Raw genomic sequence first — 24,245 nt, 5'->3', positions numbered from 1 at the left:
CGCTCAACATGCAACCGCATGCGGATCGTCCGCGCTGGGTGTGATCACCACGACGGTCCCCGTCCAGGCGGACCCGAGGTGGTGGTCATCGGCCATCAGTTGTTACGGATGGCGATTTCGTTCTTGACGCGCTTCACGCCCTTCACACCGCGAGCGATCGCTTCCGCGTTCGACTTTTCGGTGGCGTTCTTGGCGAAGCCCGACAGCATCACTTCACCCTGCAGCGTTTCCACGCTGATGGCGGAGGCGTCCACGGTCTTGGCTTCCACGAACTTGGCCTTCACCGCGGTGGTGATGGAGGCGTCGTCGACATACTCGCCAACGGTGGATTGACCACGGGTGACGGCGCAGCCCGGCAGCACAGTGATGGCGCCCACAGCGGTGGCCAGGGCGAGAACGGTGGCTCGAATCATCATTTATATCTCCTTGTCGATGACAGACACTGGCTCACGCGGCGTGGCGGGGATTCGACACGACGGCAGGGGCCGGCTCGGCAAACGTCGCGGGGGCGTGGTCCATCAGATAGGGCAGCGCCGCCTCCAGGCCCAGCACCGCATCGTGGTCCGACACTGAAGCCCAGTGGATCTGGGCCGCACCATCGTCGGCGTGTTGGTGAATGGTCTGGAAGTGGTCGTTGTGTCCCATCGTCTGGCTCCTTGGCGCCCCGTGGCGTGCTGAGATGAACTCTACGTATGCCGAACAGTCCGGCCTGTCGTCCCTGTCCGCGAGTCGTTGTAGGACAAACGGAAATGGTGGCGGGCGCGCCACGGTGGCGGAATGGCCCTTCTGCCCGCCCGATGCGTCATGAAGTGTTCTTGTGGGAACGGCATGCTGTCCTACATCCGGTCGCGACAGCACCCGACAGGTGCGGCGACCTGATATCCCTAGGATCACGGCCATGGACAAGAACACGATGGGCGCCTCGTTGGGAAGCGCCATGAACGCCCCCCTCCCGACTTCGATGGCGGACACCGAGCATCTGGCTTACAGCGGCTCGCCCGTGGCGCAGCGCCCGCAGATCTCTCACATGCGCTTTGCGGCCGCACCGGCCACCCCGGCCTTCAAGCCTTCGCACTGCGTGAGCGCCGAACTGCTGCTCTCCACCCCGCTGACGGTGGTGGTGCGTGCCCACCTGGACTATGTGGATGCCGACGGGCGCGAACAGCAGGAAGAAGTGGCGCTGGTGATTTCGCGCAACCGCTGTGAAGGCGACCAACCCTACTGGCCGGCGCTGCTGTCGGCGGCCCAGGAGCACTGGCACCGCTGCCGTGGCCTGGCGCGCCGCATGACCGCGTGTGTGGATGGCGAGTGGCAGACGCTGCTGGCCGCGCAGGCGGAGGGCACGTCGACCGCGCCTGCCGCGCCCGTCCAGGCCCGGATGCAGCACTGAATCTTTACAGAATCGCAGCACCGCCGTCAGCCCGCCGAAGGGCCGGGGCGGTGAGGATGGCGATAATGTCGCCGGTGGCCGCAGTGGCCCGACGACAATGACACAGCGCACTTTTCCCCAGACGCCCGACGCGTCCCCTTCTACTGGGCGCTTGCAGCGTTCTTCGCGCCCCGAGCGCTTGCATCGCGTGCATCGCGCACAGCCCGGAACGGCCTGGGCGGCCTGTCGGGTGGTTGCGCTGGCCGGCATGCTTGGCCTGTCCGCCTTCGGCCTGACCGGCTGCGGGAGCCTCGGCGGGGACAACGCCGGCGGCGGCCGCAAAGGTTCGGTCTACCAGAACGAGCGCTTCCAGGCCGACGAAACCTTCTCCCGCCTGTTCGACGCCAGCGTTGAAGACACCTGCGAAGCCGCCCGCCGGGCGCTGCTGAGCCAGGGTTATGTCATCAACCTGGCGCAGGCGGGCTCCATCAGCGGCAGCAAGCGCTTCCAGCCGGAGGGCGAGGTGCATGTGGAGATCAGCTTCAACATCGTCTGTGTGCCGGAGGGTGGGGCGGGCAAGCTGTCGACGGCTTATGTCTCCGCGCTGCAGGACCGCTACACCGTCAAGCGCAGCACCAACTCCACCAGCCTGGGCGTGAGTGCCATCGGATCCATCTCCGTGCCGCTGTCCTCGACCTCCGAATCGCTGGTGAAGGTGGCCTCGGAGACCATCCCGGCCGGACAGTTCTACGACCGCTTCTTTGCGCTGATGCAGAAGATGATCAAGGAGCAGACGCAAGGGGTGGCGACGGCCGAGCCGGCGTCCTGACTGCGGGGGCCTGCCGATGCCCACCGCGCGATGAAAAAGGGGCGCCCTGGGCGCCCCTTGTGCTGGGTGACGGTCGCGCTTATTTCGTCGCTGCCTTCTCCGCCGGCTTCGTGGCCCCCTGGGTGGCCGTCTTCGGAGCCGTCTTTGTAGCTGCCCTCTTGGCGGGCTTGTCACCGGCGTTGGTCGCAGCCATGGGCTTGTCGATCACCAGACCCCGTCGCTCCAGCAGGGGCGCGATCTCCGGCTCATGGCCCACCACGCTGCGGAACAGCGTCAGCGCCTCCTGGCTGCCGCCCTGCGACAGCAGTCGGTCCCGGAACACATCGCCCAGCTCGCGCTTGAGGCCGCCGTTGGCCTTGAACCATTCGACCGTGTCGGCATCCAGCACTTCCGACCAGATGTAGGCGTAATAGCCCGCCGCATAGCCCCCCATGATGTGGCTGAAATAAGGCGTGCGATAACGCGGCGGCACCGCCGCATAGTCAAAGCCGTCCGCGCGCAGGGCCTTGGCCTCGAAGTCCATCACGCCCGATGCGGCCGGCACCTGGTCCAGCGTCAGCTGGTGCCAGCGCTGGTCCAGCATGGCGGCGCTCAGATACTCGGTGGTGGCAAAGCCCTGATTGAACTTGTGGGCGGCCAGCACCTTGTCCAGCAGGTCACGTGGCATGGCCTCACCGGTCTTGTAGTGCTTGGCATAGTTGGCCAGCACGCTCGGCCAGGTCGCCCACATCTCATTGACTTGCGACGGATATTCGACGAAATCACGCGGCACGCGGGTGCCGGCCATGCTCGGATACTTCACGTTCGAGAACATGCCGTGCAGCGCATGGCCGAACTCGTGGAACATGGTGTTCACTTCGTCCCAGGTCAGCAGCGTCGGCTTGCCGTCCGCCGGCTTGGGAATGTTGAGGTGATTGGCCACCACCGGCTTCTGGTTGAACAGGCCGCTCTGGTCCACATACGCATTCATCCAGGCGCCGCCACGCTTGGACGGGCGGGCATACATGTCGGCCAGGAAGATCGCCAGTTGCGTGCCGTCGGCGTTGAACACGTCATAGACCAGCACGTCCTTGTGGTAGACGGGCAGGTCCTTGCGCTCCTTGAAGGTCAGACCATAGAGCTGGCCGGCGGCGTAGAACACGCCGTTTTCCAGCACATTGCGCATCTCCAGGTAGGGCTTGAGCTGGGATTCGTCAAAGCCGTACTTCGCTGCGCGGACCTTCTCGGTGTAGAAGCTCCAGTCCCAGGCGGCCAGCGGGAAGCTGGGCTGATGACGGGCGGCCTGTTCGCGATCGATCATCGCCTGCAGGTCCTGGCCTTCCCGGCGTGCCGCCGCCACGGCGGCAGGTGCCAGCTGGCTCAGCATCGCATTGACCGCCTTGGGCGTGCGGGCGGTTTCGTCGCTCAGCACGAAGTCGGCATGGGTGGCAAAACCCAGCAGCCGCGCACGCTCCGCACGCAGGGTGGCCACGCGGGACACCAGCGCAGTGTTGTCAAACTCGTTGCCACGGCTGCCGCGCGCCACGGAAGCCTTGTAGATGCGCTCGCGCAGCGCGCGGTTCTCCAGCTGCGCCAGCACCGGCTGGCCGGTGGTGTTGAGCAGCGCGATCAGGTACTTGCCCTCCAGCCCGCGCGCCTTGGCGGCTGCGGCGGCACCGGCGATCTGCTCATCGCTCAAGCCGGCGAGGTCTTCCGCCTTGTCGACCACCACGGCCGAGTCATTCACTTCGGACAGCACGTTCTGATTGAACCGGGCGCCCAGCGTTGCGAGCTCGGCGTTGATCGCCTTCATCCGCGCTTTGCCGGCATCGTCCAGCTTGGCGCCGGCACGCACCAGGCTGTTGTAGTGCCGCTCCACCAGACGCTGCTCCTGCGCATCCAGGCCCAGCGTGGTGCGACGCTGCCACAGCGATTCGACGCGGGCAAAGAGTTGTGCATTCAGCGCGATCGCATCGCGGTGGGCCGCCATGCGGGGGGCAAAGTCCCCCTGCAGCTTCAGCCGCGCCGGATTGGCATCGGCACCGACCAGATTGCCCAGCAGGGCATTGGCGCGCTGCAGCAGGCGACCGGAACGTTCCAGCGCGACGATGGTGTTGTCGAAGGTGGGAGCCTGCGGGTTGCTGGCGATGGCCTGCACTTCCTTGAGCTGCTCCGCCATGCCCTGCTCCAGCGCGGGGCCGATGTCCTCATCGCGGATCTTGTCGAAGGGCGGATATTGCAGCGGCAGAGGGCTGGGTGCGATCAACGCATTGGCAGCGGTGGCGGATGCCGCCGAGGCGGCCTGCGTCGGCACGGTCTGCGCCAGCACCGGCGCGCTCAGGGCCAGGGTGGCGGCCAGGACAAAAGGAATCCTCATGGGGGGAAGCTCGGTGTGCGAGTGCATTCTGGGAAGGGCGGAGCCTAGCCCATGGAAGGCGCTCAGCCGAAGGGCATGGGCGGGCGCGGGCGCCTTCCGCCCGAGGCGTCCTGCAGCCGTTCCCTGACCCTCGGGCTAACCCTGAGGTGTCCCTGGTTCGGCGTCATCGCCTGGACACGCTTCGGGCCTCGGGCCTCACGGCTGCGCATTCAGGCGCGGATTGGCCCTAGCATCCAGGTCAACCCGTCCTAGCCGCGCCTGACCGCGCCCCATGCATGACCACCACCTCCTCGACCTTTCAGTGGGCCCTCATCGGCCCCGGTGCCATCGCCCACGTGTTTGCCGAAGCCGTGAGTCGGCTGGAGGGCTGCCGCCTGCACACGGTCTGCGGCCGGGACCGCTCTCGCGCAGAGCAGTTCGCCCAGCGCTGGAATCAGCCCGGTGATACGGCGGTCCAGGTGACGACCGACCTGGCGACGGTGCTGGCCGATCCCGACATCGACGGAATCTACATCGCGACGCCACACGGCCAGCATTTCGAGCCGGCAATGGCGGCACTGCGGGCCGGCAAGGCGGTGCTTTGCGAGAAGTCCCTCGTGCCCACCCGCGCGATGGCCGAGCAGCTCGTCGCCGCCGCGCGCGAGCACCGCGTGTTCCTGATGGAAGCGGTGTGGACCCGCTTCCTGCCGGTCTATGAGGAAATTGGACGCTGGCTCGCCGACGGCCGCATTGGCCAGCTGCGGGCGCTGCAATCCAGCTTCTGTTTCCCCGCACCCTTCGACCCGGCCAACCGCATGTTCAATCCGGCGCTGGCCGGCGGGGCGCTGCTGGATGTCGGGGTCTACAACCTCAACGCCACCCGCTTCGTGCTGCGGCATGCCTTGGGCGAAGTGCCGCCCCTGCAGGCGCTGGACGTCCGCGGCGTGCTGGCCACCACCGGCGTCGACGCACGGGTTGCCGCCAACCTGGACTTCGGCGACGGCCTGGTGGCGCAGATGGTCTGCGGCATCGATACCTTTGCACCCAACACCCTGCATGTGATGGGCGAGGCCGGCGCGATCGTGCTGCCGGAGACGTTCTGGCAGGCCACCCGCGCCCAGTGCCTGCGTCCGAAGGACCCGGTGGAGACGGTGGAACTGCCGTTCGAGACCAACGGCTTCGAATATCAGATCCGCCACGCCATGGGCCAGATCCGCGCGGGCGAGATTGAAAGCCCGGTGATGCCCCATGCGGAAACGCTGGCGGTGCTGGGCTGGATCGACCAGATCCGCCACCAGCTGGGCGCCCGCCTGCCTTTCGACCTGTGACCGGGCTCGCGCCATAAAAAAGCCGCCCCCGGAGAGGGGGCGGCTCGGGTCGAGATCCAGAGGCACTCACGGGCGACGATGAACGTCACCCGCGATGGGCCACAAGCTCAGTCGTCGCTGCTGCTGGCGAAGCCGAAGATGCTCAGCAGGCTGGTGAACAGGTTGAACAGCGACACAAACAGGCTGACGGTCGCCATCACATAGTTGCGCTCACCACCGTTGACGATGTTGCTGGTCTCGAACAGGATCAGGCCGATCGACAGCAGGGCCACCACGCCGGAGATCACCAGACCCATCACCGGCATCTGCAGCCAGATGTTGGCGACGGCGGCCAGCAGCGCGACGATCATGCCGGCGAACAGGAAGCCGCCCATGAAGCTGAAGTCCTTCTTGGTGGCCAGCACATAGGCCGACAGCGCCAGGAAGGTGCCACCGGTGGTGGCCAGCGCCAGGCTGATGATGTTGGCGCCGCCGGGCAGCTTCAGGTAGGCGCTGAGCAGGGGGCCGAGCGACCAGCCCATGAAGCCGGTCAACGCGAACACCAGCGGAATCGCCATGGCGCTGTTGCGCATCTTGTGGATGCCGAACAGCAGGCCGAAGTAGCCCACCAGGGTCAGCAGCATGCCGGGCGCCGCCCAGTTGAAGGCGACCGCGGCCGAGGCGATGCCCGCGCTGAACAGCAGCGTCATCGACAGCAAGGCGTAGGTGTTGCGCAGCACGCGGGCCACATCGCCCTGCTGGCTGAAGACCGAGCCACCGGCGGTGGCGGGCGTCCAGGTCGTGGGGGACGCCGATGATCGTTGGAAGTCACTCATGACTGAACTCCTAGGGGTGGACACCGCGCGCGGTGTGGATCTGACAGTCAGACCCCTCACCGCGCGCGCGTAGACTGCACCTTAGAGCTTCATCGACTTCCGAAAAACCATCAATTAGCTGATACTTCAGCAGGAAATTCGGAAGTCTCAAGACTGTCCGTTTCGGCACGTCCCTGGCGGCGTGAAGCCAGGAGTTTGGCCACCAGCGGATGATTCTGACCGCGGCGGGAATAAATGCCGTGCACGTCTTCGACCACGTCCGTCTGGCCCAGCAGGTGCAGGCCGCTCATCAGCGCCAGGTCGTCCGCACCCAGGCGGCTGACCGGGAACACCCCCAACCCGCGGGCAGCAAAGACGCTCATCAGGGCACTGTCTTCGAACTCTCCCACGACCTGCGGGCGGATGTGATGCTGCTCAAACCAGCGTTCGATGCTGGCCCGCAGGGATGCGTGACGGGTGGGAAGGAGCACCGGCAGGTCCTCCAGCACATAAGGGAAGGGACGGGCGCCGGTCCGCTGCGCGCGAGCGACCAGATCCGCCGGGCCCCACCAGTCGACCTGGGTGCTGGCCAGCAGCTGGCTGGTGATGCGAAGTGTCGGATTGACGGGGGCTGGCTGGTCAGTGAGTACTAAATCCAGGTGGTGCAGGGCGAGTTCGCCGAGCAGCTGGTCGACCTCGCCTTCATGGCATACGAGGCGCAGGTTCGGCGTGTCCAGCACCGGGGCGAGCAGGGCATGGGCGGCCAGTTTGGAGAGGCCGTCCGACAGGCCCACGGACAGCCGCTGCACCCGCTGGGTGGCCGCTTCATGCACCTCATGGGGCACCAGCTGGCCGATCTGGAAGATCTCTTCCGCGCGGCTGAAGGCCGCCTGACCGGCTTCGGTCAGCACCAGGCCGCGGCCTTCCGGCTTGAGCAATTGATGGCCAAGGGCACGTTCCAGCTCCCGCACTTGAGCACTGATGGTCTGCACCGCCATGCCCAGACGGTCGGCCGCACGGGCAAAGCCGCCTTCCTTGGCGACCACCCAGAAGTAATGCAGGTGACGGTAATTCAGTGAACTCATCTCACTCTCCGAAAAGACGAAGCTGCATCATACATAACTTCGGTTTAACAGGATCGAGAAATTCAATCCCTATGGTTTTTCCGGGTCAATGAAGATGCACGGTCGCCAGGCTTCGCAATTCCCCCGGTGCGGGTGCAGCGACGATGGAAGGTTGGCCTCGGTGTCCGCCATCGAGCGCTGTCATGGACCGTCGACGACAGTCAGCTGAGCTTCAGAGACAGTTCAACCCCTCCCGCCAGCGGTTCATCGCAAAGCGGGGTGTCGCGACGGTGGGAGTTTTCTACAGTGACCGCTCGGTCGCCTTCCCGGCGGCGCGATGGTGCGGGAGCCCAAGATGTTGAGCCTGTTGCTGTGGTTGATTCTGTTCGTGCTGTGCTGGCCGCTGGCCTTGCTGGCCCTGCTGCTGTGGCCAGTGGTCTGGCTGGTGCTGCTGCCGTTCCGACTGATCGGGATCAGCGTGGAAGCCGTCTTTGCACTGCTGAAGGCGATCCTCTTCCTGCCGGCCCGAGTGCTGGGCGGCAGGCCGTAGTGTCGGGCCACTGGGCGGCTGTCGGCGCCAGGTCAGACCAAGGGCGGGAGTTCCATTCCGCCGAAGCGGAGGCCGGGCGGCGGCGGAGGCGGGGGCAGGGAGCAGGGAGCGGCCTCTGGCGTCCAGCCCCTCCGCCCCTTTGCCCTTCAGATGGCGTCCAGCCCCGCCTGCAGGTCGGCCCTCAGGTCTTCGACGTCCTCAATGCCGGCGGAGATGCGCACCAGCGAATCGGTGATCCCCAGAGCCGCCCGCTTGTCCGCGGGAATGGAGGCATGGGTCATCAGCGCCGGCAGGGAGATCAGGCTCTCCACACCGCCCAGGCTTTCGGCCAGCGAGAAGATGCGCACTCGCTCCAGGAATCGCCGGGCGCCGGCCAGGTCGGTGTCCAGCTGCACGCTGATCATGCCGCCGCCGCCGCGCATCTGGCGTCGGGCCAGTGCATGCTGCGGATGGCTCTCGAGGCCGGGGTAATGCACCTTGCGGACCTTGGGCTGGCCTTCCAGCCATTGCGCCAGCGACAGGGCACTCTCGTTGTGACGGGCCATGCGCAGGGCGAGGGTCTTGAGCCCGCGCAGCGCCAGGAAGCTGTCGAACGGCCCGGCCACCGAACCCACCGCGTTGTGCAGGAACTCCAGCTGCTCGCGCAGCGCCGCCTGGCGTTCTTCTCCGCCGACCACCACCACGCCGGAAATCACATCGCTGTGGCCGTTGAGGTATTTGGTGGCCGAATGCAGCACCGCATCGAAGCCCAGCGACAGCGGCCGCTGCCCCCAGGGGCTGGCGAAGGTGTTGTCGGCGATGGTCAGCGCGCCATGCTCGCGCGCGATGGCGGCCACCGCGGCCAGATCGGTCAGTTTCAGGATGGGGTTGCTGGGCGTCTCGATCCAGATCAGCTTGGTGTCCGGACGCAGCGCGGCGCGGACCTGATCCGGATTCGTGCTGTCCACATAAGTCACCTGCAGACCGGCGCTCTTGCGGCGCACCCGCTCGAACAGGCGGTAGCTGCCGCCATACAGGTCGTCGCCCGCGACGATGTGGGCGCCGGCATCCAGGGTGTCCAGCACCGTGGCCATCGCAGCCAGACCGGAGGAGAACGCATACGCCTGCACCCCGCCTTCGAGGCTGGCCACCGCCCGCTCATACGCCTGACGCGTCGGGTTGTGGGTGCGGCCGTATTCGTAGCCCTGATGCACCCCCGGGCTCTGCTGCCGGTAGGTGGAGGTGGCGTAGATCGGCGGCATCACCGCGCCGGTCAAGGGGTCGGGATGCTGGCCGCCGTGGATCGCCAGTGTGTCGAAGCGCAGATCGGCGCCGTGGGAGTCTTTGGAAGACTGGCTCATGACAAGCCCTTTCGCAGATGGTTCAGCAAATCAAAACGGGTGACCAGGCCATAGAAGCGCTGGTCGTCGGCAATCACCGCCACCAGGCCCCGGCGCAGCTGCTCGATCAGCGCAGACAGGGGGGCTCCGGGAGGCAGGGTCTGCACATCATGGCTCATGGCGGAGGTCACCGGATCCTTGAAGTGCCGGGCGTCCATGTGCATCTGGGCCAGCAGGTCCGATTCATCGAGCAGGCCCACCAGACGGCCCTGCTGCAGCACCGGCAGCTGGGAAACATCGGCCTGGCGCATGCGGGAGAAGGCGGTGGCGAGGGTGTCGTCCGGGGAGACGCTCACCACGGCGCCGTCTTCCGTCCGGCGGGAAATCAGGTCGCGCAGATCGCCCAGATGGGCACGCTGAAGCAGGCCCTGGTCGAACATCCACGGGTCGTTGTAGACCTTGGAGAGGTAGCGGGTGCCGGTGTCGCAGACGAAGGTGACCACCCGGCGCGGCGTGGTCTGCGCGCGGCAGTAGCGCAGCGCGGCGGCCAGCAGGGTGCCGCTGGATGAGCCGGCCAGGATGCCTTCGGCGCGGTAGAGCTCCCGGGCGGTGGCGAAGCTTTCGGTGTCGCTGACGGCATAGGCATGCCGCACGCCGCTGAGATCGGCGATCGGCGGGATGAAGTCCTCCCCGATGCCCTCCACCGCCCAGGAGCCGGCCTCGCCGTAGTGGCCGGTTTCCACATAGTCCTTCAGCACCGAGCCCTCGGGGTCGGCCAGCACCAGGTCCAGGCCCGGTCGCACCTTGGCGAAGAAGCGGGAGAGGCCGGTCATCGTGCCGCCCGAGCCGACGCCGCAGACCAGCGCATCGATGCGATGCCCCGTCTGCTGCCAGATCTCCGGACCGGTGGTGGTCTCATGCGCCAGCGGATTGGCCGGATTGTTGAACTGGTCGGCATACCAGGCGCCGGGAATGTCCTGCACCAGGCGCGCGGCGCGGTCCTGGTAGTAGTCCGGGTGACCCTTGCCCACATCGGATCGGGTCATGTGCACTTCGGCGCCGAGCGCCTTGAGCTGCAGCACTTTTTCGGCGGACATCTTGTCTGGCACCACCAGCACCACGCGATAGCCCTTGGCGCGGGCGACCAGCGCCAGGCCCAGACCGGTGTTGCCCGCGGTGGCTTCCACCACCGTGCCGCCGGGGGGGAGCAGGCCATCGCGCTCGGCGGCTTCGATCATCGAAAGACCGATGCGGTCCTTGATCGAGCCGCCGGGGTTCTGGGATTCCAGCTTGAGGAAGAGCTCGCAGGGGCCGGTGTCCAGACGTCGCACAGGGACCAGCGGCGTGTTGCCGATCAGGTCCAGCACCGCCGGGCGGGCGTGCGGCGCATGCATCGCGGAGGCCGCGCCGCCGCGCGCGGAGCCTTGGGCAGCAGAAGAAGGGGAAGACGGATCAGCGGCCCTGCGGGGGGCGGCCGTGTCGATGGCGGTCATGCAAGCTCCTTGAATCCTGATGGGATCTGGGGGACATCGCCCTCGTCGCCGCCGCGCGGGTAGCGCGGTGCGCGGGCAAAACCGGGCAGCCTAGCCTGGATGGACAGCGCCCACCAACTGCGGTTCACGCAGCAGCTTACACCGGCACTGCATAAGGCGCAGTCCCCTGACGGCGGCGAGGGGCAAACGGCTCGCCTCGGAGCGGCAGCCGACAGACCTCAGCGCTGCATGCCCCAGCGTCGCACCGTCCAGCGTTCGATGGTGCTGAAGACCAGCCGCTCCACCAGCCAGCCGATGAGGATGACCAGGGCCAGGCCTGCGAAGACATGGTCCGTCATCAGTTCATTGCGGTTCTGAAAGATGTACCAGCCCAATCCCCCCTGACCCGACGAGGCGCCGAAGAAGAGTTCCGCCGCGATCAGCGTGCGCCAGGCAAAGGCCCAGGCGACCCGCAGCCCGGAGAGGATGGACGGCAGCGCCGCCGGCAGCAGGATCTGCGCAACGAAGCGCGGCCCCGTCAGGCCGTAGTTGCGCCCTGCCATGCGCAGCGTTTCCGGCACGGCGGAGACGCCCGCACTGGCCGCCAGCGCCAGCGGCCAGAGCACCGCATGCACCAGCACGAAAACGAGGCTGCGGGCGCCGAGGCCAAACCACAGCAGGGCCAGCGGCAGCAGGGCGATGGCCGGCAGCGGATTGAACATGGCGGTGAGGCTGGCCAGCAGGTCCCGACCCCAGCGGGTGGCAGTGGCCAGTGCCGTGAGGCCCAGGGCGAGCACCACGCCCAGCCCGTATCCCTGAAGCAGCAATTGCAGCGACACGCCGGCGCGCATCAGCAGCTCGCCGCTGGCGAGGTCGGTCACGAGCGCCCGGGCGGCGGCGGAGCAGGGGGGCAACAGCAGGTCGTTGTCAGCAAGGCGGGCTGCCACCTCCCACAGACCGGCCAGCAACACCAGCAGCAAAGCCTGCCGCCAACCGCTGGCCTCGGCGAGCCGCTGCCAGAGCGGCACGGGCTGGGCGGTGGTCGGAACGTAGGGCTGCGGATCCAGCAACCGGTCAGGGCGACGGACAGGGGCCATCAGACTCATCAGGTTTCCAGCAGCAGCTGTTCGATCCGTTGCCCCAGCGCGAGCCGCTGCGCGCCATCCAGGCCCTGGGCATTGAACTCGGCACGCACGCGGCCCGGATGGGGCGACAGCACGAGGATGCGATGGCCGACATGCAAGGCCTCTTCGATCGAGTGGGTGACGAACAGAAGGGTGAAACGCTCCTGCTCCCATAGCGCCAGCAGCTCTTCCTGCATGCGGCGTCGGGTGAGGGCGTCCAGGGCGGCGAACGGCTCGTCCATCAGCAGCATGCGCGGCGACATCGCCAGCGCACGGGCAATGGCCACCCGCTGCTTCATACCGCCCGAGAGCTGGTGCGGAAACGCCCCAGCAAAGCCCGCCAGGCCTACGCGTGCGAGCCAGTCCTGGGCGTGGAGGCGGGCGCCTGCGACGTCGAGCTTGCGCGACGCGGTGAGCGGAAAGGCGACGTTGTCCAGCACCGTCTTCCAGGGCGGCAGCTGATCGAATTCCTGGAACACGGCCATGCGATCCGGGCCCGGGCCGGAGATGGGCTGACCATCGAGCAGGATCCGGCCTTCGGAGGCTGGCAGGAAACCGCCGACCGCCTTGAGCAAGGACGACTTGCCGCAGCCGGATGCGCCCAGCAGCACGAAACGCTCGCCCGGCATGACATCAAAAGCCACCTGATGCGTCGCCCGGATGCTGCGGCGGTCGACGCGATAGTCCAGGCTCACGTTGTCCACACGCAGGCGAGGCTGGTGCGTGGCGGCATGCGGGGGCGCATCCACCTCTGCAACCGCCGCAGCCGCAGCCGCGACTGCATTCACGGCTTCCCCCACAGCGCGTGGCTGGAGATGGGGGCGACTGGGAGCGCGGCGTGCGACGCGAAACTTCAGCGGGGTTCCGGACACGGCATCCGCATCGGCTACTTCCGCAGGGTCCCCCGCGTGGCCCGCCAGGCGCAGCCGTCTAGCCTCGTCCTGTCCGGCATTGACGCCAGACCATCGCTCCACCACGTCAGGACGTGCGCTCATCATCGCCTCCTTCAGCTGCCCGACGCGTTGTGCGGGTCGTCGAAGAAGTAGTCCTTCACCGACGTCGGCTTGTTTTTGATGGCGCCCACGCGGTGCATGAACTCGGCCAGCGCCAGGGTGTTCTGCGGCGCGATCTTGAACTGCACCTCCGGATTGCGGATGACTTTGAGCAGCAGATCGCGCGGGACTTTGGAGCCTTCGTTGCGCTGGTAGATCTCCGCGGCCTGCTCGGGATGGCGGGTGACGAACTCGGCCGCTTCGGCCAGTGCGGCGACGAATGCCCTGTAGGTCTTGGGATTTTCCTTGCGGAATTTTTCGGTCGTGTAGAGCACCGTGGCGGAGGCCGGTCCGCCCAGGACGTCATAGCTGCTCAGCACCACATGCACCGCCGGGTTGCCGGCCAGACCCTGCTCCTGAAACGGCGGATTGCCGAAGTGGGCATTGATTTCGGTACCGCCCTTGATCAGCGCGGCGGTCGCGTCCGGATGGGGCAGTGCCACCTGCAGGCGGTCGAGACGGTTGAACTGGCTGTCCCCCCATTGGCGGGCGGAAGCCAGCTGCAGGATGCGGGACTGCACCGACACGCCGACGGCGGGCAGGGCGATGCGGTCCTTGTCGCTGAAGTCGGCGATGGTGCGCACCGCCGGGTTGCTGCTGGTGAGGTAGTAGGGAAAGTTGCCCAGCGACGCGATGCCGCGCACGTTCTGGCGGCCCCGGGTCTTGTCCCAGAGCGTCAGCAGCGGTCCGACGCCGGCGCCGGCCACATCGATGCTGCCAGACAGCAGGGCTTCGTTGATGGCCGGCCCGCCGGACAGCTGCACCGATTGCACGCGGATGTCCACGCCTTCCGACTTGCCGTGTTTTTCGATGAGTTTCTGGTCCTGCGCGACATTCAGCAGCAGGTAGACGATGCCGAACTGCTCGGCGATGCGCAGCTGGCCTTCGGCGTGGGTGGGCAGGGCGCTCAGGCCAAGGGTGGCGGCCAGGGCGGCGGCGAGGATCTTTTTCATGGGAGAACCTTCAGAACGTCATGGGCCTGCGTGGAGAGGCAGCGGTGAAGCGTCAACAGCAGGGGTGGCGACCGCAGGCGACGAGGCCAGCGCGATCACGGCGGCGGCACCGGCCACGGCGACGCGGTCAGCTTGGACGCCTCAGCGTTCAGCCGATCACCGCCGTCCCCTCGATGGTGGTGCGATGCAGATGGCGGCGCAGATGCTCCGGGCAGCCGGTAGCCAGATGCATCACCGAGCGGTTGTCCCAGAACACCAGGTCGTGCGGCTGCCAGCGGTGGCGGTAGACCAGCGCGTCCCGGGTGCTCAGGGCATACAGTTGCTGGAGCAGATCGCGACTTTCGTCTTCCGGGATCCCGACGATGCGGGTGGTGAAGTGCTCGCTGACAAAGAGGCCGGGGCGGCCGGTCTCCGGATGGATGCGGACCACCGGATGCACCGCAGGCCGCACCTCGGCGATCTGCGCCTCGGTCAGCGCCGGACGCCAGGGGTTGCGGGCGCGCAGTTCCTCATAACGGGCGAGATAGCTGTGCTCTGCGCGCAGACCGCGCACGGCATCCTTGAGCGCCTGCGGCAGCTCCTGGTAGGCCAGATGCTGGTTGGCAAACAGGGTGTCGCCGCCCTCGGCCGGCAATTCCTGGGCATGGAGCAGTGAGCCGAGGCTGGGCTTTTCCTTATAGGACAGGTCGGAATGCCAGAACACACCGGCATCGCCCAGTCCGCGCGGCTGGCCGTTGGCGTCCCGCACATTGGAGACCTGCAGGATCTCCGGATGGTCGGGCAGCTGGAAGTTGCGCAGCACGTGGATCTCCAGAGGTCCCCAGCGGCGGCTGAAGGCGACGTGGGCGGCCGGGGTGATGCGCTGGTCGCGGAAGACCAGGACATGGTGGTCCAGATGGGCGCGGTGCAGCTGGGCGAAGGTGGCCGCGTCGACCGGCAGGTCGAGGTCCAGGCCCAGCACTTCGGCGCCCAGCGGGCCGTCAAAGGGGCGGATCTCGAAACGGCTGCTGCGGGCGGATGGGCGTTGGGCGGCCGTGGCCGACAGGGTCGGCGAGGCGGACAAGGGCAGGGAGGCGACCGGGGAGGGGGAGGCGGTGGCAGTCATGGAGGCCGACTCTAGGAAGCGTCCGATCGGTCGCCAACGAATAAGGATGCATGTACTTGCACGATTTTCGAGGTTAGGCCGGTTCTGCTATGGTGTCGCCCTCGCAGCTGCTGCGAGTTCTGCGGATCCACTCCTTCCCTTATCTACGCGAATGAGAGAGACGGGCGACAGTCCGGGTCCCTGAGGTGTTTGATTTATCAGGGGCGGGAGTCCGTCCGGGGAGTGAATGGGAATGAAGCAAGTCATCTGCGTGAAGTGGGGCACGGCCTACGGGGCGGACTATGTGAACCGTCTGTATGGGATGCTGCGTCGCCATGTCACGGGTGACTTCCGTCTGGTGTGCCTGACCGACAACAAGGAAGGCATCCGTCCGGAGGTGGATGCCTACGACCTGCCGGAGCTGGGATGCGAGTGGCCCAAGAAGTCGATGGGCAAGTGGCGCAAGCTGGTGATGTGGGGATCGGACCTGGGGCCGACGACGGGTTTGTCGGGGCCGGTGCTGTTCATTGATCTGGATTCGGTGATCGTGGACAACATTGACGGCTACTTCACGCACGGCAGTCCGGACGATGTGGTGCTGGCGCGCAACTGGGCCAAGCCGATGCAGAAGCTGGGGCAGACGTCGGTGTTCCGGTTCCCGGTGGGCAAGTACCCGCACATCATTGAGCAGTTCCGTGCGGACCCGCAGGGCGTGGCGGATCGCCATGGGTTTGAGCAGCATTTTGTGACGGCGTCGGTGCCAGGCGGCATCAAGTTCTGGCCGCCGACGTGGACGCGGCATTTCCGTCTGCACTGCCTGCCGCCGTTCCCGCTGCGTTATTTCAAGTCGGCCAAGCTGCCCAAGGGCGCGAAGATTGTGACGTTCCCGGGCGGGCCGAACCCCAGCGACGTGCTGGTGGGCCGTTGGACGCAGCAGGAGCCTGCACACGAGACGCCGTGGGAGCATTTCAAGGGCACGTTTGGCAAGGGCGTGACCAACCGCTGGCGCCATCTCACCCGCTACGTCCGCCCCACGCCCTGGCTCACCCACTACTGGAAGGAATGAGGCCCCCCAGTCGCTAACGCTCCTGCCCCCAAGGGGCGCCAGCCTGCGGCCTGGCAAAGCCAGTTCCACGGCTGTGGTTGGATGGGCCCCCCAGTCGCTAACGCTCCTGCCCCCAAGGGGCGCCAGCCTGCGGCCTGGCAAAGCCAGTTCCACGGCTGTAGCTTGAGGGGCGCCGGGGCTGCGCCCGGCTGGTGGAGCGAGCCCGTCAGTTGCAACCGTTCCTACCCCAGGGGCGCCAGCCGGTGTCCCGGCAGAGCCGGTTCCACGGCTGTAGCTTGAGGGGCGCCGGGGCTGCGCCAGGCTGGGGCGGATGGCGTTATGCGGTGGAAGCAGGAGCTTGGATGAAATGGTGATTGGCGTTGCGGGAGCGACTGGCCAACACTGTGAGCACGGGTTCTTTCCATGGAGGCCCCACCGGCACAACCGGAATTGCATGGTGAGTCCCAGGACGTGACGGCACCCCGGGAGCCTGGGGGAGGCACCCGCGATGCCTCACGATCCTGCGGAATTCAACGATTTAGCCACCCCCGCCCCGCGCAGCGGGAGCGCCCCCAAGCCTCAGCCGCGGAACTGGCTCTGCCAGGCCGCAGACTGGCGCGTCCCGGGGGCAGGAGCGCAGCGACTGAGGGGCCCATCCAGCCACAGCCGTGGAACTGGCTTTGCCAGGCCACCGGCTGGCGCCCCCTGGGGGCAGGAGCGAAGCGACTGGGGGGCCCAGTTATATTGAAATAAGGAAAGAGTCGTTTAGAGAATAAGCGGTGTGCGGCAAGCTATGTGGTCCGACTCACAGTCGATTGCCACGATTTCGCCATGTCCACACCTTCCGTCCGCGCTGCCTCGGCCCCGTCCGCCGCCAAGACCTCCCAGCCCCGCCGCCAGATCCTCATGCTGGCCGCCGCGCTGCCGCTGCTCGGCGCCCAGGCCTGGACCCCGGCGCTGGCACAGTCCGCCGCCCCCGCGACACTGCTGAACGTGTCCTACGACGTGGCCCGCGAACTCTACAAACAGATCAACCCCGCCTTCGTCGCCCACTGGAAGACAAAAACCGGCCAGACCGTCACCATCAACCAGTCCCACGGCGGCTCCTCCAAACAGATCGGCTCGGTCATCGGCGGCCTCGAAGCCGATGTGGTCACGATGAACCAGGCCACCGACGTCGACACCCTCGCCGAGAAGGGCCTGACCAGCGCCGACTGGCGCCAGCGCTTCCCCAACGCCGCCGCCCCCTACAGCTCCACCATGCTGTTCCTGGTCCGCAAAGGCAACCCGAAACAGATCAAGGACTGGAATGACCTCGCCCGCCCCGGCGTCCAGGTCATCATCCCCAATCCCAAAGTCACCGGCAACGGCCGCTACGGCTACCTGGCCGCCTGGGGCAGCGTCATCGCCAAAGGCGGCACCGACGCCCAGGCCAAAGACCTGCTGACCCGCATCCTCACCAACGTCCCCGTGCTGGACGGCGGCGGCCGCGGCGCCACCACCACCTTCACCCAACGCGGCATCGGCGACGTGCTCCTGACCTTCGAATCCGAAGCGGAACTCATCGAGAACGAATTCGGCAAGGGCCAGTTCGAGGTCGTCTACCCCAGCATCTCGATCGAAGCCGACGCCCCCGTGGCCGTGGTCGACAAGGTGGTGAACAAGAAGGGCTCCGCCGCCCTGGCCAAGGCCTATCTGGACTTCCTGTGGACCCCCGAAGCCCAGGAAATCATCGCCCAGAACAACTTCCGCCCCCGCGACCCCGCCGTGTTCAAGAGGCACGCGCAGCGCTTCGCGCCGATCAAGCTGTTCGGCGTGGACCAGACCCTGGGCGGCTGGAGCAAGGTCTACAAGACCCACTTCGTCGACGGCGGTCAGTACGACCAGATCATGGGCTCGCTGAAGCGCTGAAGTCCCCGTCATGACCACCGCCGTCCTGTCCCCGGCGTCGGCCGCACCGGCGCCCGCCCGCAAGCGTCGCCGCGTGCTGCCCGGCTTCGCCCCGACCCTGGGCTTCACCCTCTTCTACCTCTCGCTGCTGGTGCTGATCCCGCTGTGCGCGGTGTTCCTGAAGTCCGCCGGCCATGGCGCCGAGGCCTTCTGGGCCGCCGCCACCTCGCCCCGGGTGCTGGCCTCCTACCGCCTGAGTTTCGGCGCCGCCCTGCTGGCCGCCGCCATCAATGTGGTCTTCGGCTTCATCCTGGCCTGGTCGCTGGTGCGTTATGACTTCTTCGGCAAGAAGCTGGTGGATGCCCTCATCGACCTGCCCTTCGCCCTGCCGACCGCCGTCGCCGGCATTGCACTGACCGCGCTCTACGCCCCCAACGGCTGGCTGGGCAGCCAGCTGGAACCGCTCGGCATCAAGGTCGCGTTCACGCCGCTGGGCGTGCTGGTGGCGCTGATCTTCATCGGCCTGCCCTTTGTGGTGCGCACGGTGCAGCCGGTGCTGGAAGACCTGGATACCGAACTGGAAGAAGCCGCTGCCTCACTCGGCGCCCATCGCTGGCAGGCCTTCCGCCTGGTGGTGCTGCCGATGCTCACCCCGGCCCTGCTGACCGGCTTTGCCCTGTCCTTCGCCCGCGCCGTGGGCGAGTACGGCTCCGTCATCTTCATCGCTGGCAACATGCCGATGGTCAGCGAAATCACGCCGCTGATGATCATCACCAAGCTGGAGCAGTACGACTACGTGGGCGCCACCGCCATCGCCGTCGTGATGCTGGTGTTCTCGTTCACGCTGCTGCTGGCCATCAACGGCCTGCAGGCCTGGAGCGTGCGCCGCAACGGACTGGACGGAAAGCGCTGAGATGGCCGGATCTGCCGCCACCCTGGGCCGCGCTCGCAGCGCTGGCCACTATCAGGGCAACCCCGCCACCCGCGAAGCCCGCTGGGTGCGCTACACGCTGCTGACGCTGGGACTGGGCTTCTTCGCCTTGTTCCTGCTGATGCCGCTGATCGCCGTGTTCACCGAAGCCCTGCGCAAGGGCTGGGACGCCTATGCAGCCTCCCTGGTCGAGCCGGACACCGTCTCGGCCGTCAAGCTCACCCTGCTCGCCGCCGTCATCTCGGTGCCGCTGAACCTGGTGTTCGGCGTGTGCGCCGCCTGGGCCATCACCAAACACGACTTCCGCGGCAAGCAGCTGCTGATCACCCTGATCGACCTGCCGTTCTCGGTGTCCCCCGTCGTGGCCGGCCTGATCTACGTGCTGATCTTCGGCGCCCAGGGCTGGTTCGGTCCGTGGCTGCAGGAACACGACATCCGCATCATCTTCGCCGTGCCGGGCATCGTGCTGGCCACCGTCTTCGTGACCTTCCCGTTTGTGGCCCGCGAGCTGATTCCGCTGATGCAGGCCCAGGGCCGCGATGAAGAAGAGGCCGCCACGGTGCTCGGTGCTTCCGGCTTCCGCACCTTCTGGCATGTGACCCTGCCCAACATCAAGTGGGGCCTGCTGTACGGGGTGATCCTCTGCAATGCGCGTGCTTTCGGGGAATTCGGGGCGGTGTCGGTGGTGTCGGGCCATGTCCGCGGCCAGACCAACACCCTGCCGCTGCAGGTGGAAATCCTCTACAACGAGTACCAGTTCGCCGCCGCCTTTGCGGTCGCTTCCCTGCTGGCCCTGCTGGCCGTCGGCACCCTGGTGCTCAAGCAATTCGTTGAGTGGCGTGCCTCGCGCGCCGTGGTCGTTGACTGAGCGGCACGCCGAAGAAAGATCCCCATGAGCATTCAAGTCCGCAACATTCACAAGTCGTTCGGCAGCTTCACCGCGCTGGGCGATGTCAGCCTGGACTTCCCCACCGGCGAGCTGACCGCGCTGCTGGGCCCCTCGGGCTGCGGCAAGACGACGCTGCTGCGCATCATCGCCGGCCTGGAAACGGCCGACCGCGGCCAGGTGCTGCTGGACGGCCGGGACGCCTCGGACACGCATGTCCGCGAGCGGGAGGTCGGCTTCGTGTTCCAGCACTACGCGCTGTTCCGGCACATGACGGTATTCGACAACGTGGCTTTCGGCTTGCGGGTCAAGCCGCGCAAGCAGCGTCCGCCGGAATCGGAGATCAAGCGCAAGGTCCATGAGCTGCTGCAACTGGTGCAGCTGGACTGGCTGGCCGACCGTTATCCGCCGCAACTCTCCGGCGGCCAACGTCAGCGGATCGCCCTGGCACGCGCCCTGGCGGTGGAGCCGCGTGTGCTGCTGCTGGACGAGCCGTTTGGCGCCCTGGACGCCAAGGTGCGCAAGGAACTGCGCCGCTGGCTGCGCCGTCTGCATGACGAGCTGCACATCACCAGCATCTTCGTCACCCACGACCAGGAAGAAGCCCTGGAAGTGGCGGACCGGGTGGTGCTGATGGACCATGGCCGGGTGGAGCAGGTGGGCGCGCCGGTGGAAGTCTACGAACATCCGGCGACGCCGTTTGTCTATGGCTTCCTGGGGGCGGTCAACCGCTTCGAAGGCCGCTCTGAAGGCGGCACGCTGCGGGTGGGCGACCAGCTGCTGGCCCAGGGGCTGACCAGTGCCGCCCACGATCCGCAAGGTCAGGTGCAAGCCTACGCCCGCCCGCACGAGCTGATCATCATTCCCCAGACCGACGCGCCCGGCCTGCCGGCCACCGTCGAGCGGGTGCTGAGCTTCGGCGCGGCGGCGCGGGTGGAACTGCGCGGCCCGCAGGGCGAGCATCTGGAAGCGGAACTCAGTCGCGAGCAGGCGGAAGCGCTGGCCTTGTCCAGCGGCCAGCAGGTGCGCCTGCAGGCCTCGCGCCTGAGTGTCTTCGGCCTGACCCAGGCCGCCTGAGGCTGTCGCGGCGCCCATGAACCTCCAGCAGTTGCGCATCGTCCGCGAAGCGGTGCAGCAAAATTTCAATCTGACCGAAGTGGCCGCGGCGCTGTTCACGTCGCAGTCCGGGGTCAGCAAGCACATCAAGGACCTGGAGGATGAGCTGGGCGTGGAGCTGTTCCAGCGCCGCGGCAAGCGGCTGCTCGGGCTGACCGAGCCCGGCAAGGAAGTCGCGCAGGTGGCCGACCGGATGCTGCAGGACCTACGCAACATCAAACGTCTGGCGCAGCAGTTCTCCAGCGCGGACCAGGGTCAGCTCACCATCGCCACCACCCACACGCAGGCGCGTTATGCGCTGCCGCAGGTGGTGGCCAGATTCAAGGCGGCCTATCCACGGGTGCATCTGGTGTTGCATCAGGGCAGCCCCGCGGAAATCGTGTCGCTGCTGCAGAGTGGAGAGGCGGATGTCGGCATCGCGACCGAGGCCCTCGGCCGGGACGATGCGTTTGTCACCTTCCCGTTTTATGAGTGGCACCACGCGGTGGTGGTGCCAGAAGGCCATCCGCTGGCCCGGCAGCCGGTGACCCTTGAAGCACTGGCCGAGCAGCCGCTGATCACCTATCACGAGGGCTACACCGGCCGCGCCCGTATCGATGCGAGTTTTGCGCAGGCAGGCCTGGCCCCGGACATCGTGATGTCGGCCCTCGATGCCGATGTCATCAAGACCTACGTGCAGGTGGGCCTGGGTGTGGGCATCATCGCGGCCATGGCCTTCGAGCCGAATCGCGATGCTGGCCTGCAGCGCCTGGATGCCAGCCATCTGTTCCCGGTCAACACCACCCGCATTGCCCTCAAGCGCGGTCATTACCTGCGCGGATTTGCCTACCGGTTCCTGCAGGAATGCGTGGACAGCCTCACCGAGGAACGGGTGAAGGCGGCGATGGAGATCGAGGGCTGACGCGATCACGCCCCGCAGCGCCGCTGGCCGCGGGAGGCATCGCCGGTGCTGCAGCGGTGCCGGCTGCCATCATCGGCATCGGACGCGCATAAAACGCCTCGATGCGGCTGCCATACCGGGCCCGCGCATTCGGTGTGAGGCGGCTCAGAAGTTCCTCCTTCAGCAGACGCCGGGATGACGGCATGGCCAGCACTTCATTCGCCCTCATCGCGACCTGACGGCCCCACTCGGTTTTTGGACAAGCCACCCCCGAGACGATCGGGTCGGAATGGCCTTCGATCGGGAGCGTCACCAGCTCCGCAGCAGAGCCTCCGACCCCCAGATGGTCGGTGACGATGAAGTCGTATTCGAGCGTGTAGTCAGCGCGCCCCAGTCCAACCATGGCCAGCAGATTGCCGCCCACGTCGGGCGTGACGTAGCTGGTGAGGGCCGAGGTGGGCAGATGCCGAAACATGTCGTCGAGGCCCGGACCATAACTGCGCCCCTGGACCAGAGCGCCGCGCAGGACGCGCTCGGTCCAGACCCGCTCGAGTCGCACTTCCCCGGCCGCATTGCGTGGCACCTTGTCGAGCATCGACGCACGCACAACGAATTGATGCGGCGGTGTCAGATGCGTATCGGCAAACCATGCCAGTGCGTCTCGGTCGGGTGTGTGCAGCAGGCCCAGCATGCAGGCTGGCTCTGCCGATTGCAGCATGCGCAGGCTGCGCTTGATGTTGGCCATCACAAGTTCATGCTGCGTCGTGCCGCCCCAGTTGGAGATGAGCAGATCGGCCGTGGTCTGCGTCAGCACTCGACGAGGAGCGGTGCCGCTGTTGCCGGAGGCGGGCGTGGCATCGATCTGCGGCATCAGCCAGGTGATGCGATCCACCGGCGCGGGAGTGACGGACGCCGTGGAGATTGCATTGGCGGGGCTGTTGGTATTTGCATCGGTTCCTGCAATCACCGCCGCACCCGCGCCCGCCGCATCTTTGGTGGCGCAATGCACTCCCTGGGTGGCCACACCCAGCATGGCCATGGCGGTGACCCTTCGAATCCACGGGATGGCGAGCAGTCTCATGGTGTCCTCGTTGAATGCAGCATAAGCGCTTCGGTGCATTTGCGAAAAGCTTATCGAGATTTGTTGGAGGACACGCCAGGAGTGGAAAGCGAATAATGATCTGCCGTTTCCCTCCATCTCTCCATTGAATTGACGATGAACTTCCAGCAATTGCGTTCCGTTCGGGAAGCCCAGCGCCGCGGCTTCAATCTGACTGAAGTCGCGCAGGCGCTGCATACCTCGCAGCCGGGGGTCAGCCGTCAGATCCGCGAATTGGAGGACGAATTGGGCATTGACATCTTCATTCGTTCGGGCAAGCGCCTGACTGGATTGACCGAGCCGGGCCGCAATGTGATGCCCATCGTGGAGCGATTGCTAAGGGAAGCGGAAAACCTGCGGCGCGCCGGCGAGGACTTCGCCCGCGCGGACAGCGGTCACCTGCGCATTGCCGCCACCCACAGCCAGGCGCGTTATGCCCTGCCTCCGGCGGTGAGGGATTTCCGGCAGTCCCATCCGGAAGTGAGCCTTCAATTCCAGCAGGGCACACCGCAGCAGGTGGCGCGTCTGCTGCTGGAGGGAGAAGCGGATATTGGCATCGCCACCGAGGCCCTGACCGAACACCCGGAATTGCTGACCCTGCCCTGCTACCGCTGGACCCACACGGTGCTGGTGCCGCATGACCATCCGCTGGCGCAGGAGGCGGCGTCGGGCCGTCCGCTGACGCTGGAGCAACTGGGGCGACATCCCATCATCACCTACGAAAGCGGCTACACCGGCCGCGGACATATCGACCAGGCCTTTGCCGCCGCCGGGGTCGACCTGAATGTGGTGCTGGTGGCGATGGATGCCGACGTCATCAAGACCTATGTGGAACTGGGCATGGGTGTGGGCATCGTGGCCGCCATTGCTTATGACGAGGAACGTGACCGCCTGTTGCGCGCCATTGATGCCCGGCATCTCTTTGCCGACAACCTGACCCGCCTGGCGGTGCGGCGGGATGCCTATCTGCGGGATTACGTCTATGCCTTCATCGAGACCTTCGCCCCGCCGCTGACGCGGGATCTGGTCGAGCAGGCCCGGCAACATCCAGGCGGATCGGATTGACGCGGCGAACCCGTCTCCATTGACGGCTCCTTGCAAAGCAAAGCAGATCTTCTTCGTTCC

General features: G+C 66.6%; 23 protein-coding genes. 11 read left to right on the top strand and 12 right to left on the bottom strand.

The features are described 5' to 3' along the window. Positions 1 to 95: 95 nt before the first annotated feature. A complete protein-coding gene (locus FHS28_RS21105) occupies positions 96 to 416 on the bottom strand; it encodes a BON domain-containing protein (RefSeq protein WP_088453900.1) in 321 nt (106 codons plus the stop codon). Positions 417 to 447: 31 nt separating this feature from the next. Beyond that, a complete protein-coding gene (locus FHS28_RS21100; RefSeq protein ID WP_088453901.1) occupies positions 448 to 645 on the bottom strand; it encodes a hypothetical protein in 198 nt (65 codons plus the stop codon). Between the two features lie 253 nt (positions 646 to 898). Between FHS28_RS21100 and FHS28_RS21095 the strand changes: the two genes are divergently transcribed. Next, entirely contained in the window at positions 899 to 1,390 is a 492-nt protein-coding gene (locus FHS28_RS21095; RefSeq protein WP_088453902.1) for a hypothetical protein, read from the top strand. Between the two features lie 247 nt (positions 1,391 to 1,637). Next, the gene (locus tag FHS28_RS21090; RefSeq protein WP_088453968.1) at positions 1,638 to 2,198 is read left to right on the top strand and encodes a DUF2242 domain-containing protein; all 561 of its coding nucleotides are present in this window, start codon (positions 1,638 to 1,640) and stop codon (positions 2,196 to 2,198) included. A gap of 79 nt (positions 2,199 to 2,277) precedes the next feature. On the opposite strand, the gene FHS28_RS21085 is transcribed toward FHS28_RS21090, so the two are convergent. After that, positions 2,278 to 4,554: a M3 family metallopeptidase gene (locus FHS28_RS21085; protein WP_088453903.1), complete on the bottom strand. Its 2,277-nt coding sequence runs from the start codon at positions 4,552 to 4,554 to the stop codon at positions 2,278 to 2,280. 275 nt (positions 4,555 to 4,829) lie between these two features. Between FHS28_RS21085 and FHS28_RS21080 the strand changes: the two genes are divergently transcribed. Next, positions 4,830 to 5,861, top strand: a complete 1,032-nt coding sequence (locus tag FHS28_RS21080) for a Gfo/Idh/MocA family protein (RefSeq protein ID WP_088453904.1) — start codon at positions 4,830 to 4,832, stop codon at positions 5,859 to 5,861. 107 nt (positions 5,862 to 5,968) lie between these two features. On the opposite strand, the gene FHS28_RS21075 is transcribed toward FHS28_RS21080, so the two are convergent. Further along, positions 5,969 to 6,676, bottom strand: a complete 708-nt coding sequence (locus FHS28_RS21075) for a Bax inhibitor-1/YccA family protein (RefSeq protein WP_088453905.1) — start codon at positions 6,674 to 6,676, stop codon at positions 5,969 to 5,971. A gap of 110 nt (positions 6,677 to 6,786) precedes the next feature. Beyond that, positions 6,787 to 7,740: a LysR family transcriptional regulator gene (locus FHS28_RS21070; RefSeq protein WP_088453906.1), complete on the bottom strand. Its 954-nt coding sequence runs from the start codon at positions 7,738 to 7,740 to the stop codon at positions 6,787 to 6,789. Between the two features lie 334 nt (positions 7,741 to 8,074). Here FHS28_RS21070 and FHS28_RS21065 point away from each other — a divergent pair, with 334 nt between their 5' ends. Next, on the top strand, positions 8,075 to 8,269 hold the full coding sequence (locus tag FHS28_RS21065) for a hypothetical protein (protein ID WP_088453969.1): 195 nt from the start codon (positions 8,075 to 8,077) through the stop codon (positions 8,267 to 8,269). Between the two features lie 146 nt (positions 8,270 to 8,415). On the opposite strand, the gene FHS28_RS21060 is transcribed toward FHS28_RS21065, so the two are convergent. The 6 genes from FHS28_RS21060 to FHS28_RS21035 form a co-directional block, all read right to left on the bottom strand. After that, positions 8,416 to 9,609, bottom strand: coding sequence for a trans-sulfuration enzyme family protein (locus FHS28_RS21060; RefSeq protein ID WP_088453907.1), 1,194 nt, complete (start codon positions 9,607 to 9,609; stop codon positions 8,416 to 8,418). Further along, positions 9,606 to 10,982 (bottom strand): pyridoxal-phosphate dependent enzyme, encoded by a 1,377-nt coding sequence (locus FHS28_RS21055; protein ID WP_088453970.1) that lies wholly within the window; start codon positions 10,980 to 10,982, stop codon positions 9,606 to 9,608. Before FHS28_RS21055 ends, FHS28_RS21060 begins: the two co-directional genes overlap by 4 nt. Before the next feature lie 317 nt (positions 10,983 to 11,299). After that, positions 11,300 to 12,166 (bottom strand): ABC transporter permease, encoded by an 867-nt coding sequence (locus FHS28_RS21050; protein WP_088453908.1) that lies wholly within the window; start codon positions 12,164 to 12,166, stop codon positions 11,300 to 11,302. Beyond that, on the bottom strand, positions 12,166 to 12,933 hold the full coding sequence (locus tag FHS28_RS21045; RefSeq protein WP_310736846.1) for an ABC transporter ATP-binding protein: 768 nt from the start codon (positions 12,931 to 12,933) through the stop codon (positions 12,166 to 12,168). The genes FHS28_RS21050 and FHS28_RS21045 overlap by 1 nt, the downstream gene beginning before the upstream one ends. 257 nt (positions 12,934 to 13,190) lie before the next feature. Further along, the gene (locus tag FHS28_RS21040) at positions 13,191 to 14,189 is read right to left on the bottom strand and encodes an ABC transporter substrate-binding protein (RefSeq protein ID WP_088453909.1); all 999 of its coding nucleotides are present in this window, start codon (positions 14,187 to 14,189) and stop codon (positions 13,191 to 13,193) included. A gap of 148 nt (positions 14,190 to 14,337) precedes the next feature. After that, positions 14,338 to 15,294 carry a TauD/TfdA dioxygenase family protein gene (locus FHS28_RS21035; RefSeq protein ID WP_088453910.1) on the bottom strand — a complete coding sequence of 319 codons (957 nt, stop codon included), beginning with the start codon at positions 15,292 to 15,294 and terminating at the stop codon, positions 14,338 to 14,340. Between the two features lie 232 nt (positions 15,295 to 15,526). Here FHS28_RS21035 and FHS28_RS21030 point away from each other — a divergent pair, with 232 nt between their 5' ends. From FHS28_RS21030 to FHS28_RS21005, 6 genes are all read left to right on the top strand, one after another. Further along, entirely contained in the window at positions 15,527 to 16,339 is an 813-nt protein-coding gene (locus FHS28_RS21030; protein ID WP_088453911.1) for a glycosyl transferase, read from the top strand. Positions 16,340 to 17,224: 885 nt separating this feature from the next. Then, positions 17,225 to 18,229: a sulfate ABC transporter substrate-binding protein gene (locus FHS28_RS21025; RefSeq protein ID WP_088453972.1), complete on the top strand. Its 1,005-nt coding sequence runs from the start codon at positions 17,225 to 17,227 to the stop codon at positions 18,227 to 18,229. A 10-nt stretch (positions 18,230 to 18,239) separates the two neighbouring features. Beyond that, a complete protein-coding gene (cysT, locus tag FHS28_RS21020; RefSeq protein ID WP_088453912.1) occupies positions 18,240 to 19,121 on the top strand; it encodes a sulfate ABC transporter permease subunit CysT in 882 nt (293 codons plus the stop codon). 1 nt (position 19,122) lies between these two features. After that, positions 19,123 to 20,007 carry a sulfate ABC transporter permease subunit CysW gene (cysW, locus tag FHS28_RS21015; protein WP_088453913.1) on the top strand — a complete coding sequence of 295 codons (885 nt, stop codon included), beginning with the start codon at positions 19,123 to 19,125 and terminating at the stop codon, positions 20,005 to 20,007. A gap of 24 nt (positions 20,008 to 20,031) precedes the next feature. Next, complete coding sequence (locus FHS28_RS21010; RefSeq protein ID WP_088453914.1) at positions 20,032 to 21,102, top strand: sulfate/molybdate ABC transporter ATP-binding protein; 1,071 nt, start codon at positions 20,032 to 20,034, stop codon at positions 21,100 to 21,102. 16 nt (positions 21,103 to 21,118) lie between these two features. Then, the gene (locus tag FHS28_RS21005) at positions 21,119 to 22,042 is read left to right on the top strand and encodes a CysB family HTH-type transcriptional regulator (protein WP_088453915.1); all 924 of its coding nucleotides are present in this window, start codon (positions 21,119 to 21,121) and stop codon (positions 22,040 to 22,042) included. Here FHS28_RS21005 and FHS28_RS21000 read toward each other — a convergent pair. Further along, positions 21,999 to 23,102, bottom strand: coding sequence for a TIGR02285 family protein (locus FHS28_RS21000; protein ID WP_184295339.1), 1,104 nt, complete (start codon positions 23,100 to 23,102; stop codon positions 21,999 to 22,001). The genes FHS28_RS21005 and FHS28_RS21000 overlap by 44 nt on opposite strands. A gap of 135 nt (positions 23,103 to 23,237) precedes the next feature. On the opposite strand from FHS28_RS21000, the gene FHS28_RS20995 reads away from it, so the two are divergent. Then, positions 23,238 to 24,185, top strand: coding sequence for a CysB family HTH-type transcriptional regulator (locus tag FHS28_RS20995; protein ID WP_088453916.1), 948 nt, complete (start codon positions 23,238 to 23,240; stop codon positions 24,183 to 24,185). The last annotated feature ends 60 nt before the right edge of the window (positions 24,186 to 24,245 follow it).

The organism is Roseateles terrae (genome assembly GCF_014192155.1).
Taxonomy (GTDB): domain Bacteria; phylum Pseudomonadota; class Gammaproteobacteria; order Burkholderiales; family Burkholderiaceae_C; genus Roseateles; species Roseateles terrae.
The sequence above is the reverse complement of the archived record's forward strand: the minus strand, read 5'-3'. Positions and strand labels throughout refer to the sequence as shown.